This is a genomic window from Azospirillum agricola (assembly GCF_020005195.1).
Classification (GTDB): Bacteria; Pseudomonadota; Alphaproteobacteria; order Azospirillales; family Azospirillaceae; genus Azospirillum; species Azospirillum agricola.
Genome location: NZ_JAIFZR010000002.1, coordinates 823,363 through 837,500, shown reverse-complemented (window position 1 = coordinate 837,500; position 14,138 = coordinate 823,363). Strand labels below are relative to the sequence as shown.

At 71.5% G+C, this 14,138-nt stretch carries 12 protein-coding genes (1 of these 12 running past the window's edge); 4 read left to right on the top strand and 8 right to left on the bottom strand.

The window, feature by feature from the left end:
* Positions 1–2,918, top strand: the 3' portion of a protein-coding gene (locus JN22_RS06645; RefSeq protein WP_085553151.1) for an AAA family ATPase. Its footprint begins 877 nt before the window's first position; 2,918 of the gene's 3,795 nt are visible here — the last part of the coding sequence; the start codon falls outside the window, past its left edge; its stop codon occupies positions 2,916–2,918.
* 19 nt (positions 2,919–2,937) lie between these two features.
* Here the strand turns inward: JN22_RS06645 and JN22_RS06640 are convergent, their stop codons facing one another.
* Positions 2,938–3,915: a replication protein RepA gene (locus JN22_RS06640; protein WP_085553150.1), complete on the bottom strand. Its 978-nt coding sequence runs from the start codon at positions 3,913–3,915 to the stop codon at positions 2,938–2,940.
* Between the two features lie 1,123 nt (positions 3,916–5,038).
* Here JN22_RS06640 and JN22_RS06635 point away from each other — a divergent pair.
* Complete coding sequence (locus JN22_RS06635) at positions 5,039–6,070, top strand: AAA family ATPase (RefSeq protein WP_085553149.1); 1,032 nt, start codon at positions 5,039–5,041, stop codon at positions 6,068–6,070.
* Complete coding sequence (locus JN22_RS06630) at positions 6,057–6,971, top strand: ParB/RepB/Spo0J family partition protein (RefSeq protein WP_085553148.1); 915 nt, start codon at positions 6,057–6,059, stop codon at positions 6,969–6,971. Before JN22_RS06635 ends, JN22_RS06630 begins: the two co-directional genes overlap by 14 nt.
* Before the next feature lie 4 nt (positions 6,972–6,975).
* Here JN22_RS06630 and JN22_RS06625 read toward each other — a convergent pair whose 3' ends face one another.
* The 5 genes from JN22_RS06625 to JN22_RS06605 form a co-directional block, all read right to left on the bottom strand.
* Entirely contained in the window at positions 6,976–7,551 is a 576-nt protein-coding gene (locus JN22_RS06625) for a mismatch-specific DNA-glycosylase (RefSeq protein WP_085553147.1), read from the bottom strand.
* A gap of 59 nt (positions 7,552–7,610) precedes the next feature.
* Positions 7,611–9,293, bottom strand: a complete 1,683-nt coding sequence (locus tag JN22_RS06620; RefSeq protein ID WP_085553146.1) for an FAD-dependent oxidoreductase — start codon at positions 9,291–9,293, stop codon at positions 7,611–7,613.
* A gap of 34 nt (positions 9,294–9,327) precedes the next feature.
* Entirely contained in the window at positions 9,328–9,843 is a 516-nt protein-coding gene (locus tag JN22_RS06615; RefSeq protein ID WP_085553145.1) for an HlyD family efflux transporter periplasmic adaptor subunit, read from the bottom strand.
* Positions 9,844–9,879: 36 nt separating this feature from the next.
* Positions 9,880–10,326: a carboxymuconolactone decarboxylase family protein gene (locus JN22_RS06610; protein ID WP_085553144.1), complete on the bottom strand. Its 447-nt coding sequence runs from the start codon at positions 10,324–10,326 to the stop codon at positions 9,880–9,882.
* 82 nt (positions 10,327–10,408) lie between these two features.
* Entirely contained in the window at positions 10,409–11,161 is a 753-nt protein-coding gene (locus JN22_RS06605) for an SDR family oxidoreductase (protein ID WP_085553143.1), read from the bottom strand.
* 212 nt (positions 11,162–11,373) lie between these two features.
* On the opposite strand from JN22_RS06605, the gene JN22_RS06600 reads away from it, so the two are divergent.
* Positions 11,374–12,999 (top strand): winged helix-turn-helix domain-containing tetratricopeptide repeat protein, encoded by a 1,626-nt coding sequence (locus tag JN22_RS06600; protein WP_085553462.1) that lies wholly within the window; start codon positions 11,374–11,376, stop codon positions 12,997–12,999.
* On the opposite strand, the gene JN22_RS35335 is transcribed toward JN22_RS06600, so the two are convergent.
* Complete coding sequence (locus JN22_RS35335; RefSeq protein ID WP_396021893.1) at positions 12,917–13,375, bottom strand: transposase; 459 nt, start codon at positions 13,373–13,375, stop codon at positions 12,917–12,919. The genes JN22_RS06600 and JN22_RS35335 overlap by 83 nt on opposite strands.
* A 52-nt stretch (positions 13,376–13,427) precedes the next feature.
* On the bottom strand, positions 13,428–14,135 hold the full coding sequence (locus JN22_RS06595; protein WP_085553142.1) for an ABC transporter ATP-binding protein: 708 nt from the start codon (positions 14,133–14,135) through the stop codon (positions 13,428–13,430).
* Between the last annotated feature and the right edge of the window lie 3 nt (positions 14,136–14,138).

Genomic DNA, 14,138 nt, shown 5'->3' with positions numbered 1-14,138 from the left:
CCCCCCGGCGGGAGGCCGCCGCGTCGCTGCGCCGGCTGCAACCGCTGCGCCCGCTGCTGGCCGACGCCGACCGTGCCGCCGCCGAGGCCAGGGAGGCCGAAAGCCTCGCCTCGCGGGCGCGGACGCTGCTGGCCGGCGCCCGGACGGCGGTCGAGGACGGCACCAATCGCCACGCCGATGCCCGGCTGCGCTTCGAGCGCGTCTGCCGCGAGCAGCAGGAGGCCGAACCGGATCTGGCCCGCGCCGCCGATCTCGACGGACGGATCACCGAACTCGCCGGCGAATTGGACGCCGCCGACCGGGAGCGCGCCGCCGCCGCCGGCCGTGCCGCCGCCAGCCGGGAGCGGCTGCGCGACACCGAACGCGGCCTGGACGCCGCCCGCGACGAGACCGCCCGGCTGGAGGGCTGGCTGAAGGAGCGGGCGGCGTTCGAGCCGGTCGTCGCGCAGTGGGGGCGCTGGGAGTCGCTGCTGGCCCGCCATGCCGAGGCCGTGCGGACTCACCGGACGGCGGCCGGGGACAGCCGGCGCCACGCGGCCGATTCCGACCGGCTGGCGGCGGAGGCCGCAAGGGCGGAGGCGGAGCGTGCCGCCGCGCGCGACCGGCTGGCCCGCGCCGATGACGGCCTCGCCCGTGTGCAGGCGGAGCCGGCGCCCTCGCTGGAGGAGACGCGGCGGAAACGGACCGAGGCGACGGAGCGGCGCGACCGGCTGACGGCCCTGGCCGCGCTCGCCGACGGCGCGACGCGGTTGACCGCCGCGCTCGCCGGTGCCGACGCCGAGCGGAGCCGGCTGACGGCGGAAGCGGAGCGCGAGGCTTCGGCGGCGCGCGACGCCGAAGCCGTCCTGCGGCTGCGGCAGGCGGCGCTGGACGAGGCGGAGGAGGCGTTGCAACGTCTGCGTCTGGCCCAGCGGGAGGATGTGGAATCGCTGCGGACCCGGCTGGTTGCCGGGGAGCCCTGCCCGGTCTGCGGATCCGCCGCGCATCCCTGGGGGCCGGCCGACCGGGCGCCGCTGTTGCGCGTCGTCCATGACCAGGAACACCGGGTCGCCGCACTGAAAGCCGAGACCGCCGCTCTGCTGGCGGCCCACGCGGCCCACGCGGCCGGAGAGCGCGCGGCGCGCGCGGCGCTGGAACCGCTCGACGCACGGCGGGATACGGACCGGCGGGAGGCCGAGGCGCTGGCCGGGCGCTGGGCCGGACTGGCCGGCAACTTCGACCTTCCGGCGCTGCCGGATGCCGAGGCGGTGCGGGTACGGCTCGCTGATGTTGAAACGCGGCTGGCGGCGGCGGCGGCGGACGAAGCGTTGGCGCTCGACCACCGCCGCCGGCTCGACGCCGCGCAGGCCGGGCGGCGGGCGTGCGACGAGGAGGTGGTCCGCCATTCGCGGACGCTCGACGCTCTGCTGCCGCGGCTGGGCGAGGCCCGCCACGCCGAGGCGATGGCGCGGGCCCTGCGCGACCGCAAGGCCGAGGAGCGGGACGCGGCGCTGGCGGAGCTGGCGGAACCCTTTTCCGGCGAGGCCGGCTGGCGCGAGGCGCTGGAGGCCGGGTTGGACGGGAGCGGCGAAGACGCGGGCGGCCGTTTCCGGGCGGACATCGCCGCACGGGTCGCCGCGTTTCAAAATCAGCGAGACCGGCTGGCACGGGCTCGGCAGAGCCTCGACGCGGCGGTGACGGAGCGAGCCTCGCGCGGCGCCGACCAGGAGGCGGCGCGGCGGGCGGCGGACGAGGCGTTCCAGCGCGCCGACGGGTTGAACAGGCGGCTGGCCGATTTGCGCGCCGAGCGGTCCGGGCTGCTGGACGGCCGGACGGTCGCGGCGCTGCGCCAGGATCTGGCCGACCGTCGGCAGGAGGCGAGCGCCCGTCTGGAGCAGGCGACGATGGCGCGTCAGGAGGCGCTGACCCGCCTGTCGGCCGCCGAGCGCGACGCCGAAACCCGTGGCGAGACCGCGCGGGCCTGCGGCGACCGCGCGGCGGCGGCGGCGGCGGCGCTGGACCGCGCCGCCGAAACCTGCGCGGTGACGGTGGAGGAAGCGCGAGAGCGGCTGGCGACACCGGAAGCCGCGCTGGCCGCCGAGGAGAAGGCGCTCGCAGAATTGGAAACGGCGCGGCGGGAGGCCGCGCTGCTGGCCGCCGAGCGGACGCGGCGGCGCGGCGACCACCACGCCGCCGGGCACCCCGGCCGCGAAGCGGACGCGGCGGCGGCCGACGCCGCCCGCATCGGCGAGGCGCTGGCCGCCGACCGCCTGCGGGCGGGAAGCGCGCGCGGGCGGCGCGAGGCCGACGAGGGCAACCGCGCGCGGCTGGCCGGGCTGACGGCGGCGATCGAGGAGCAGCGGGCCCGGCATGGGCTGTGGGCCAGAATGGGCCAGCTGATCGGCTCGGCGAACGGGCAGAAGATGCGCAACTTCGCGCAGAGCCTCAGCCTCGACATGCTGCTGGGCCACGCCAACCGGCATCTGGAGGATCTGGCGCGCCGCTACCGGCTGGAGCGGGTGGCGGGGGCCGACCTGGAAATCCAGGTGGTCGACCGCGAGATGGGTGACGAGCGGCGCGGCGTCCACAGCCTGTCGGGCGGGGAGCTGTTCCTGGTCTCGCTGGCGCTGGCGCTCGGCCTGTCGGCCATGGCGGCGGGCACCGCCGGCAGCATCGGCACGCTGTTCATCGACGAGGGCTTCGGCACGCTCGACCCCGACAGCCTGGACGTGGCGCTGTCCTGCCTGGAGGCCTTGCAGGCGGCCGGCCGGCAGGTCGGCGTCATCAGCCACGTCCCGGCGCTGGTCGAGCGGATCGGCGTGCAGATCCGGGTGGTGCCGCTGGGCGGCGGGCGCAGCCGGGTGACGATCCGCTCCGCCGCCCTGACGCTCGACACGGCGGATGGAGCGGCGGAACGCCTGGAGGGAGCGGAGGCCTGAGGCGCCGCGTCCCTCCGGGTCAGCCGCGCAGGGCGACCGGGCGCAGGGTCACGTGCTTGTTCGACGGCACGGCGGGCGCCGACGGGCGCAGGACGAGGCCCTTGGAGGTCGGCTCGATGTTGGCGTCGGGATAGACCGCCATCACGTCCTTCAGGGCTTCCTTCAGGCGGAAGGCCAAGACGCGGTGCTCGCTGACCGAGCCGAAATGCTGCGACAGCGCGTGCCAGGGCACCAGGGTCTGCTTGTCGAGCCGGTGCAGGCGGTGGACCAGCCAGACATAGGCGTCGAGCGCCAGGGCCGAGTTCTTCAGCTTGGCGATGGCGTGCTCGTCGAGCGGGACGGCGTGCTCCATCAGATGGTCGAAGAAGGAGCTGGTCAGGCGGACGAAGCGCACCCACTCGCCGCCGGTGCGGAACAGGTCGGGGGCGTCCTCGTCGTCGCGCCACAGCTTGATGCCGTCGATCAGGCGCTGGTCGGAGATCTCGGCGCTGGAGCTGCCGGTGGTGGTGCGCAGCGTGAATTCGCAGCGGGCGATGCGCAGCACCTGCTCGCGCACCGGCTTGTAGTTGCCGCGCTCGCCGCCGGTCGGCGCCAGACCGAGGCGGCGCAGCCACGCGCTCATGCTCGGCCCCAGATCGACGTGCGGCGTGCGGGTCTTGCGCGCCTCGGTCTGGAGATAGATCATGATCAGCCGCGCCTTGGCGCCATAGGGAACCCCGACGTCCAGCACGGTGCCGTCGCGCAGCGGCAGGATGCCGGGACGGACGACGAGCTGGTAGCGGCCGTTGTTGCGCACCCAGGGCGCCTGCTCGTCCTTCGGCTTGCGGTGGGGAAGCGAGGCCTGGCAGAAGCCGGCGTGGAGGTAGCCGATGGCGTCGATCTCGTTCGAGATCGCCTCATGGGCCATCATCACGCGCCGCCGCTCCTTGGGGTCTTCGGTCCGCGCCATCACCGCGTCGAAGCCCTCAAGCGACAGTTGTTCGTGAATCTTGGCCATGGACACCCTCTGTTTCCCTTCTCGGCGCAGCCTTGCGGCACGGCCTTGCTCAGCAACGGACCAACCCAGGAAACACAAAATCTGGGGCCCTGTGAAGCCGTGTCGATACCAGATTCGCTGAATTTGAAACGTTCGCCGACGATTCCGATTCAAATTCAGCGAAGCCCCCGGCGGGACCGGAACAGGACCCCGGACACGGGCGTTTCAAATTCAGCGTTGGCCGGTCCGCCGGAACTCCAGCGGAACCGCGGCCGCCCGCCGGTTTGTCCACAGATCGACCGGCTTTTCCACGCTGACTCCGCAACGGCGGCGGCGAAGCCCTTGGAAATCCACGCAGAAAACGAAACGGAGCGATCGCTGAAATCGAATCGCCCCAAGGCCGTTTCCACGCTGAAGTCGAATCGTAAAACGGGCTTTTCCACGCTGAATTTGCAACCATGTCCTATATAAGAGTCCCTATATGATTCTCCGGTAGAGTCCGGTCGCGCGCTGGCGACACGCACGGGAGCGCGGAAAACCGGGCTTTTCGGGCTTTCCCGGCACGATTGACGCCTCCCCTCGCTGAAGTCGCAACGTTCGCCCACCGATTCGCGTCTCCGCGCCGGCTTTCCGGGCTCTCCGGACGCTGAAATTGATACGAGGGATCCATTCCCCGGTCGGCGCCACGACGACGCCGACCAACGCTGAATTGGTAACAAACGACCGTCAAATCCTTGGCATCATTGAGCTTTTGCGACTCGGGCAACGACTCGGGAAGACACGCTGAATTTGAAACATCCGGCGTTCGGAGCGACTCGAAAGCCCATCGCTGACTCTGAAACGGCGGAATCATGATGAATCAATGACCGAATCGGGACGGGCCGGCGCGACCCGCGCTGAATTTGAATCGGCGCGGCGAAACCCCGCTTCACCCCGTCTCGCGGCCCCGGCGGAACTCGCCGGCCGCCGGGCTCCAGGCTCTTCCTTCATACGACGTCGTATGGGAAATCTGTCTCATACGACGTCGTATGAAAGCGGCTCCACGCGGACCGGCGCGCCCGCATGACGCAAGCGATGCGGTTCGGCTTGACCGCTTGCGTCACATCCGTACAGTCTGCGCGCATCACCCACCCCCGGAGGCTCCATGACCGGCGACGAACTGCGCGCCCTGCGTGAGCGGCGCGGCGAAGACCAGCTTGGATTCGCCGGATGGCTCAACGGCGCCCTGAACCGCCGCTACGACCGTTCCCGCATCAGCCGCTGGGAAAGCGGCGCGGAACGCATTCCCCAGCAGGTCGCCGGCTTCCTCAAGGAGCAGAGCGCCCCGGCGGACAAGCCGGCGCTGCCGGCCGATCTGAAGCCGGTGCGCCGCGCGGTGATCGCCGTCGCCAACCAGAAGGGCGGCGTCGGCAAGACCACCACCGCCGTCAACCTGTCCTACGCGCTGGCGACGCTCGGCCTGTCGGTGCTGCTGATCGACAGCGACCCGCAGGCCAACGCCACCGTCCATCTCGGCATCGATCCGGGCGAGGTCGAGACCGCGCGCAAGGGTCTCTACAGCGTGCTGCGCGGCGGGGCGGCCTTCGACGGCATTCTCCAGCCGGTGTGCAACGGCGCCTTCACCCTGGCGCCCAGCAGCATCGGGCTGGCGGCGGCGGAAACAGAGCTGGTGGCCGAGCCGGACAATTCGCTTGTGCTCAAGGAGAAGCTGGCCGATCTACGCAGCCGCTACGACGTGGTGGTGATCGACTGCCCGCCCAACCTCGGCCTGCTGACCATCAACGCGCTGGCCGCCTCCGACCTCGTGCTGATCCCGGTGCAGACCGAGGTGTTCGCCGGGCTCGGCGTGCCGCTGCTGATGGAGACGATCGCCAAGATCCGGCGGCGCTCCAACCCCTCCCTCAACATCTTCGGCATCCTGCCCACCATGTATTCGTCGCGCCTCACCCAGGACCAGGCCAGCCTGAAGGAAATCCAGTCCCATTATGATGGACGGACGCGGGTGCTGGGGGCGGTCCCCCGCGCCACCCTGTTCGCCCAGGCGTCGGGCGCCGGCCGCCCGGCCATCGAGGCGGATCCCAACTCGGCCAGCGTCCAGGCCTACGCCGAACTGGCGCGCGAGGTCGCGGGCCATCTGATCGCCCGCCCGGTGGAGGCCCGCCATGGCGCCGCGTAAGCTCGAACGCACCAGCGCGAAGATTCTCGACAAGGCGGCGCAGCGCGGCGGCGACGCGCTGTTCGGGCTGTCGGCCGATTTTCCGCGCCTGATCGAGATCGACATCGACCGCGTCCACCCCAACCCGGACCAGCCGCGCCGCCATTTCGACGAGGAGCAGCTCCGCGAGCTGGCCGCCTCCATCGAGCGGCACGGGCTGAAGCAGCCGGTGCTGGTGCAGGAGATGGGCGACGGCGACTACCGTCTGGTCGCCGGCGAGCGGCGTCTGCGCGCCTGCACGCTGGCTGGCCGGCGGACCATCTTCGCCATCGCCACCGACGGCGATCCGGACGAGCTGGCGCTGATCGAGAACATCCAGCGGGTCGATCTCGACGCGCTGGAGCTGGCCCGCGCCTTCGCCCGGCTGATCGAGCGCCACGACTACACCCACGAGGCGCTGGGGCAGGTCATCGGCCGCAGCCAGGCCGAGGTGACGCGCACCCTGTCGCTGCTGCGGCTGCCGGGCGCCATCCTGGAGGATTACGAGACGCGCCATCGCGGCGTGTCGAAGAGCATCCTGACGGAGATCGCCGCCGTCGAGGACGAAGCGACGCAACAGAAGCTGTGGGACCTCATCAAGGAGGGCGGCACCGTCAAGGCGCTGCGCGAGGCCAAGCGGGAGCAGTCACCCTCCCCGCGCGCCGCCGCCAAGGCCGCCGCCGAACCGCCCGCCCCCGCCCCTTCCCCTGTTCCGTCCCCGGCGTTGCCGGTGATCCGCTTCGTCGAGGCGGCGCAGCGGATCGCCCGCGACTTCTCCAGCGTCGACGTCCGCGACCTGCGCGACCACCGCAGCCGGCTGAGCGACCAGGACTGGACGGAACTGCGGCGGCTGCACGCGCTGCTCGACCAGCTTCTGGCCTGATTCCTCAGGACCGGCGGCGGTCGATCGCGTTCTTGACGGCCTTGTACCAGCGCAGCTTCTCCTCGAAGGGCAGGCGGGCGAGGCCGCTGGGCGAGGGCACGACGACGTCGGCCACCCCGTCGAACAGGGCGGAGTCCTGCACGCCCCAGGGCGCGTCGGGCCGGCCGGACGCCGCCAGATAGACCCCCTTGCCGGTGTAGGCGAGCACCGCCGGCCGCACCGCGGCGACGATGCGGGCGAGGCGGGGCACCCCGCCGCGCAGCTCCGCCCGGCTCAGTTCGGCGGCCGACGCGGTGGCGCGCGCCACGAGGTTGGTCGATCCCAGCCCGACCGCCGGCAGGCTGGCGTCCTCCTCGGCGCGCATCAGGCGCGGCGTCAGTCCCGACACGGCGAGCAGCCGCCAGAACTGGTTGCCGCGCCCGGCGTAATGGTGGCCGAGCCCGCCCGAGCGCAGGCCGGGGTTGAAGCCGACGAACAGGCAGTCGAGGCCGGGCGCCAGGATGTCGGGAAGCGGGCCTTCCGGATCGGGCAGGGTGGGGGCGGCTTCCGGCGGAAGGCCGGAAAGAAGGTCGCGGTCCATGTGTCGATTTCAGCGCATCGCCGCCGCTGCCGCAAGAGCGCGGAATTGGCGGCCGTCCTTCAGCCGGAGGCGGCGATGGCGGGCGGCGGCGGCGTGGCACGCTGATCCTGCAACAGCCCGGCGATACGGTCGGACAGCCGGAGCGCCAGCGCCACGATCGTCATGGTCGGGTGGTCGGAGCCCATCGTCGGGAACACCGAGCTGCCGCCGATGTAGAGGTTGCCGACCCCGTGCAGCCGGCCCTCGGCGTCGACCACGCCCTGGCGCGGCGATTCGTGCATCCGGGTGGTGCCCATGTGGTGCCAGCACCAGCCGATGTCGGTCGGGGCGATGCTGTCGGAGCCGTGCCGACCGTCCGGCAGGATCAGGCCGCGGCGGCTCAGTTCGGCGCGCAGCAGAGCCTGGGTCTCGGCCGCCGCGTCGAGGTCGCGCGCGGTCAGGCGCCAGTCGACCTGGGGCAGGTTGCGGCCGAAGGCGTCGCGATCGGTGTCCAGCGTCACCCGGCTGTCGGGGTTGGGAATCGGCTCCAGCACCGTTTCCATGGTGAAGGCGCGCGGCCACCAGCCGGGATGCACCGCGCTGTCGAACAGCGCGTGGGCCAGTTGCGGCAGCCGCTTCAGCACGCGCGGCGCCGCGTCGCGCAGCAGGCTGGCGGCGTTCTCGACCGGCAGGCCGAAGCGCGTGCAGCGCGAGCGCGGCAGCAGCAGGCGCAGCTCGTTGACCGCCTTGAAGGCGTCCAGCGCCTTGGCGTGGTAGGAGGCGACCAGATAGGTGCGGGAATTGGGCAGCCCGCGCCGTTCCTGGAGCGCCGCCGTCGGCGCCACCGCCAGCGCGATGGACGGGTGGGGCAGCTTCAGCCGCCGCCGCGACAGGCACAGGCTGACGTCGTAGAGGGGGCGGTGGCGCCGCTGGTCGGCCAGCCGCACCACGCTGCTCTTGAAACGCGGGTGGTCGGCGAAGCAGCGGCCGACCAGATCCTGGCCGTTGCCCAGCCCGGCCGCCTGCACCCGGTTCGACAGCAGCAGCAGCCGGGCGTTCTCGATGCCGCCGCAGCACAGCACGAAGATCCGCGCGCCGACGGTGAAGGACGGGCCGCCGAGCGTCGAGACGCGGACCCGCTCGACCGCGCTGGCGTCGGCGTTGGTGTCCAGCTCGGTGACGTTGGCGTTGAGGAAGCCGGTGATGTTGGCGGCGCGGCCGATGTCGGCCCGGTACGCCTCGCCCATGCGGATCGGAGGGCTGAGCTGGGCGACGCGGTTCTCGAAGGCGGCGTCCTCCCCGTCGAGCGGCAGCAGGGCGGCGTGGGCGGACCCGGTGCGCCCGCTCCAGAAGCCGTTGTCGTAATTGTAGGGGCCGAGGCCGAGGATGCCCTGGGCGCGCTCGTAGAAAGGCTCCAGCCCGTCGCGCCCGAGCGGCCAGCCGCTGTGGGGGATCCAGGGGCGGTGCTGGAAATCGTTCGGCTCCAGCGGGCGGGAGAAACCGCCCCAACAGTTGGTGCTGCCGCCAAGGTAGCGGCTGCGCGCCGTGGTCAGCCGTTCGTAGGGCAGGCCGACGCTGCGGCCGGCGTAGAGCGCCTGGGAAATCCCGTCGGCCTCCAGCCCGCCGCCTTCGAGCAGCACGACGCTGTGCGGGCTTCCCGCCAATTCGCGCAGGATGGTCAGGCCGGCGGCGCCGCCGCCAATGACGCAGACGTCGCAATCGACATGGGTGCCGTGCAGAACATGACGGGCGTCGCGAAGCAATCGGGTCTCCCTTACCGCGATCGTGGGGGATCCTTCATGACTCGGACGGGTGGCTTAGGCCGAGAACGCATTCGGCTGTACCACCGGCGCGCCGGCCCCGGTCGAGCCTTTCCAAGCGGTTGAGGGGCGCAATGATACGAAAGTGGAGGTTGGCTTCCGCGAGCTTGCGGCCGGAGCGGGAAGGGGATTGCCCGTTCCGGGGCTGAACTGGGCTGGGCGGAGCGCTTGCGCCACTCTCGCATCGCCGGGCCGGGCCGGCAAGCTGTTTCAAATTCAGCGTGGCTGTCGGCTGCCGGGGCTTGAGAAGCGCATCCTTGCCCGGCATCGGGCCAATGACGTCCCGCACAGCGTCGAGCGGAGCGATGTCGAGCAGGGCGGTGCCCGGTGCGACGAGGCGGCCGACGCGGACCTGGCGGTTGCCGACGGCGCCGCCGACCGGCGCGCGCACCACGGTGCTCTCCAGATCGATCCGCGCGCGGTCGCGCGCGGCCTCGACCTCGACCTCGACGGCGGTGACATGGCCGGCGGCCTTGGGCGCCAGCGCGGCCACATCGCCGCGGACATGGGCGTTGTCGGTCGCGTCGGCTCAGGCCCCGGCGGCCACCGGGAGGCGGAAGGGCGCGCCCAGCCGGTTGAAGGCGTTCATCGCGGCGATGGCGATGGTGAGATCGACCAGATCCTTCGGCTCGAACGCCGCTGCCGCCGCCGCGTAGGCGGCGTCGGACGCGTGGGTTTCGCTGACGCGGGTCACCTCCTCGGCCCAGGCCAGGGCGGCGCGCTCCGTGTCGGAGAACAGCTGCGGCACCTCCTTCCACACCGGCACCAGCGTGACCTTGTCGACCGACATGGTCTTCCGCAGGTCGCGGCTGTGCAGGTCGATGCAGTGGGCGCAGCCGTTGATCTGCGAGACCCGGAGGAACACGAGATGAATGAGTTCCTCGGGCAGGCCGGTGCGCTTCGTGACGTAATGATGGACGCCGAAGAGAGCCTTCGCGCCGTCGGGCGCGACCTCGTGCCAAGTCATGCGTGTCATGATGTCTGCCTTTTTGGACAACAAAAGAGTGCGGTTCCCGCTTCGCCGGCCCATGGCCGCCGCCGGGTGTGTTCGAAGCCCTTCAGCGCGCGGCCTGCCGGCCGAGCCAGTCCTCGAACCGGATGGCGCCGAGGCGCGCATTCCTGCTGGGGGTCAGCGATTGGTCGTCGAGGACGTCGCCGAAGTAGCGCGCGTGGATGTCCGGCACGACCCTGCGCGTGTCGTTCGTCGCCCGCAGGAAGCGCCGCACCAGCTCGTCGAGCGGGATCGCCTCCGGACCGGCGACCTCGAGCGTGCCGTTCACCGGCGGCGCGAGCGCGACCTCGGCGAGCGCCGCCACCACGTCGTCGGAGGCGATCGGCTGGATCAGCGCCGGCGACAGGCGGATCTCCTCGCCGACGGTGGCCGACTGCGCGATGCCGCCGACGAATTCGAAGAACTGCGCGGCGCGCAGGATGCTGTGGGGGATGCCGGACGCCTTGATGAGGGCTTCCTGGGCGACCTTCGCCCGGAAATAGCCGTTGTCGGGAAGCCGTTCGCTGCCGACGATCGAGAGGGCGACGTGGTGGCGGACGCCGGCCGCCGCTTCGGCGGCCAGCAGGTTGCGGCCCGAGGTTTCGAAGAAGTCGAGGACGGCCTTGTCCTCCCAGACCGGCGCGTTCGCCACGTCGACGACGACGGCGGCACCGTCCATCGCCTGGGCCAGCCCCTCGCGGGTGATGGTGTTCACGCCCGTCTTCGGGGAGGCCGCGAGCGCCTCGTGGCCACGCTCGCGCAGGGTCTTGACCAGCTTCGCTCCGATGAGGCCGGTGCCTCCGATGACGACGATCTTCATGGGGTCTCTCCGCTTTTCTCGACGCGAACCAGCGCCGCCGATGGGAGGAAGAGTGCCCGCGCGCGCCGGGGAAGTCCTTGCGGCGGGCTTGGATTGCCCTCCAAGGACGCTTGGTTTTCCGTCCACGCGCCGCCGTGCTATCAAGGGGGCTCACCGTTCGCCCGTCACCCGGACCGGGAGCCGGGGGTGATCGGCCCAGGGAGATGCCGGCCTTGCGGTTCACGTTCGGAGAGTGCGTGCTCGATCAGGAGCGCCGGGAACTGACCCTGCGCGGGCAAGCCGTGGGCGTCGGCCCGCAGGTCTTCGACCTGCTGCTGCATCTCGTCCGCAACCGCGACCGCGTCGTCAGCAAGGATGACCTGCTGGAGGCGGTGTGGAACGGGCGGATCGTCTCGGAATCGACCATCACCAGCCACATCAACGCGGTCCGCAAGGCCATCGGCGACAACGGCGGGGAACAGCGGCTGCTCCGCACGGTCCCCCGCAAGGGGTTCCGCTTCGTCGGCGCGATCGAAGCCGGCGCGATCGAAGCCGGGGCGGCCGGGGCCGGCGCGATCGGGGAGACACCCCGGCCCGGTAGGCCGGGCATCGCCAGCCGCGCCTCCGGCCAAGCGGGGGAGCCGCCGTCCAGGCCCGTCCTGCCGGACAAGCCCTCCATCACCGTGCTGCCCTTCCAGAATCTGAGCGGCGATCCGGAGCAGGAGTATTTTGCCGACGGGGTGGTGGAGGACATCATCGCCGCCCTGTCGCGCCTCCGCTGGCTGTTCGTCATCGCCCGCAATTCGAGCTTCGCCTACAAGGGCCGGGCAGTGGACGTGACGGACGTCGGCCGCGAATTGGGCGTTCGCTACGTGCTCGAAGGCAGCGTCCGCAAGTCCGGGAACAAGGTGCGCATCACCGGGCAGCTGATCGACGCGACGACCGGGACGCATCTCTGGGCGGAGCGTTTCGAGGGCACGCTCGACGACCTCTTCGAGTTGCAGGACCGGATCGCCGAAAGCGTCGTCGGCGCCATCGCGCCGCAGTTGGAGCGGGCGGAGATCGAGCGCGCCAAGCGCAAGCCGACGGGAAGCCTCGACGCCTACGATTACTATCTCCGCGGCATGGCGAAGCTGCACAGCGGAACCCGCGAGGCGATCGACACGGCGCTGCCCCTGTTCCACAAGGCGACGGACCTCGATCCGGAGTTCGCGTCGGCCTATGGCGGGGCGGCCTGGTGCCATCTCTGGCGCAAGCTGAACGGCTGGATGACCGACCGGCCGCGGGAGATCGCCGAGGGGGTGCGGCTGGCGCGGCTGGCGGTGGAGTTCGGCCGCGACGACGCGGTCGCGCTGACGAGAGCCGGGCACGCGCTCGGTCACTTCGTCGGCGATCTCGACGGCGGCATCGCGCTCATCGACCGGGCCGTGCTGCTCAATCCGAACTTCGCCCCGGCCTGGTTCCTCGGCGGCTACCTGCGCGTCTTCCGCGGTGAAACGGAAAGCGCGGCCGAGCGTTTCGCCCACGCCGCCCGCCTGAGCCCGCTGGACCCGGAGATGTTCCGGATGCAGGCGGGGACGGCGTTGGCGCATTTCTTCGCCGGGCGCTTCGATTGCGCTGCGGCCTGGGCTGACAAGGCGCTGGGCAACCTGCCCAGCCTGCTGGTGGCCATGGCCTTGGCGGCGGCGGGTCACGCGCTCGCCGGGCGGACGGAGGAGGCGCGGCAGGCAATGCGGCAGCTGCGCGCGCTCGACCCGTCCCTGCGCGTCTCCACCCTCAAGGAATGGCTGCCGATTCACCGTCCCGAGGATCTCGCGCGGTTTGCGGAGGGGCTGCGGCTGGCTGGGTTGCCCGAGTGAGCGCGGCCCTTGTCGGAAGCCTCAACAGATGCGGTTTTACGCCACTTGCGGTCATTCGACTTACCCATGCGGTATCCGACAAGCCGCCACTGCCGTCGCGGTCGTGGATGTCGGCGCGATGAACGGCGACGTTCAGGAGCGGTCCGGGCGTGTCGACGAGGATGTGGTGCTTGACGCCCTTGATCGTCTTGCCCGTGCCGTAGCCGGCCGGGTCCGCCGCCGGTCCCCCTTTTCCGCCGCGCGGACGCTCCGGCTGCCGATCACGGCGGCGGACGGGCTGACCGCGCGGCCTTCCAATTCGCGGACCCGTTGGTAGAGGCCATGGTGGATGCGTTCCGGCGTCCCCTCCCAGGCCCACGACCGCAGGTCTTGCCATCGCCGGCACGGTGGCGGCGGTGGTGTGACGGAGCGGCGATGCCCAACCCCGATCACACGGACACCGTCTCCATCAGACGGGCACGGTCCTTCGGCGACGCCGCGTCGCCTTCCAGGGTGACCCGACCGCGCTCCACGGCGTAGAAGCGGTCGGCGATATCGAGGGCGCGGTGGATGTTCTGCTCCACCAGCAGGATGGTCAGGCCGGCGCGTTTCAAATCGCCGATGATGGCGAAGATCTCGTCGACGATCATCGGGGCGAGCCCCTCGGTCGGCTCGTCGATCAGCAGCAGCTTCGCCGTTCCCACCATCACCCGCGCCATCGCCAGCATCTGCTGCTCGCCGCCCGACAGCGTCGTGCCCATCTGGTGGCGCCGTTCCGCCAGCCGGGGAAAGCGGGCGAAGGCCCGGCCGATGGCCGCCTCGTTCTCGCGGCGGGAACGGGCCGGGCATTGCAGCAGGCCGAGCCGCAGATTCTCCTCGACGCTGAGGCCGGGGAAGATGCGCCGGTCCTCGGGCACCAGACCCAGGCCGAGCCGGGCGATGGCGTCGGGCGTCCGCCCGGCCAGATCGGCGCCGTCCAGCCGGACGCTGCCGGAGGTGGCGGGCACCCAGCCGGCGACGGTCTTCAGGATGGTGGTCTTGCCGACCCCGTTGCGGCCGAACAGGCCGACGACCTCGCCCGGCCCGCCATGCAGCGAGACGCCTTGCAGGACATGGCTGAGGCCGTAATGCGCGTGAAGGTTCTCGATGCTCAGCATGGC

Excerpts from the sequence above, each read along its gene's own strand:
- JN22_RS06640 (WP_085553150.1), bottom strand. The coding sequence starts at position 3,915 with ATGGCCAAGATTCACGAACAACTGTCGCTTGAGGGCTTCGACGCGGTG.
- JN22_RS06635 (WP_085553149.1), top strand. The coding sequence starts at position 5,039 with ATGACCGGCGACGAACTGCGCGCCCTGCGTGAGCGGCGCGGCGAAGAC.
- JN22_RS06630 (WP_085553148.1), top strand. The coding sequence starts at position 6,057 with ATGGCGCCGCGTAAGCTCGAACGCACCAGCGCGAAGATTCTCGACAAG.
- JN22_RS06625 (WP_085553147.1), bottom strand. The coding sequence starts at position 7,551 with ATGGACCGCGACCTTCTTTCCGGCCTTCCGCCGGAAGCCGCCCCCACC.
- JN22_RS06610 (WP_085553144.1), bottom strand. The coding sequence starts at position 10,326 with ATGACACGCATGACTTGGCACGAGGTCGCGCCCGACGGCGCGAAGGCT.
- JN22_RS06605 (WP_085553143.1), bottom strand. The coding sequence starts at position 11,161 with ATGAAGATCGTCGTCATCGGAGGCACCGGCCTCATCGGAGCGAAGCTG.
- JN22_RS35335 (WP_396021893.1), bottom strand. The coding sequence starts at position 13,375 with ATGGCAAGACCTGCGGTCGTGGGCCTGGGAGGGGACGCCGGAACGCAT.
- JN22_RS06595 (WP_085553142.1), bottom strand. The coding sequence starts at position 14,135 with ATGCTGAGCATCGAGAACCTTCACGCGCATTACGGCCTCAGCCATGTC.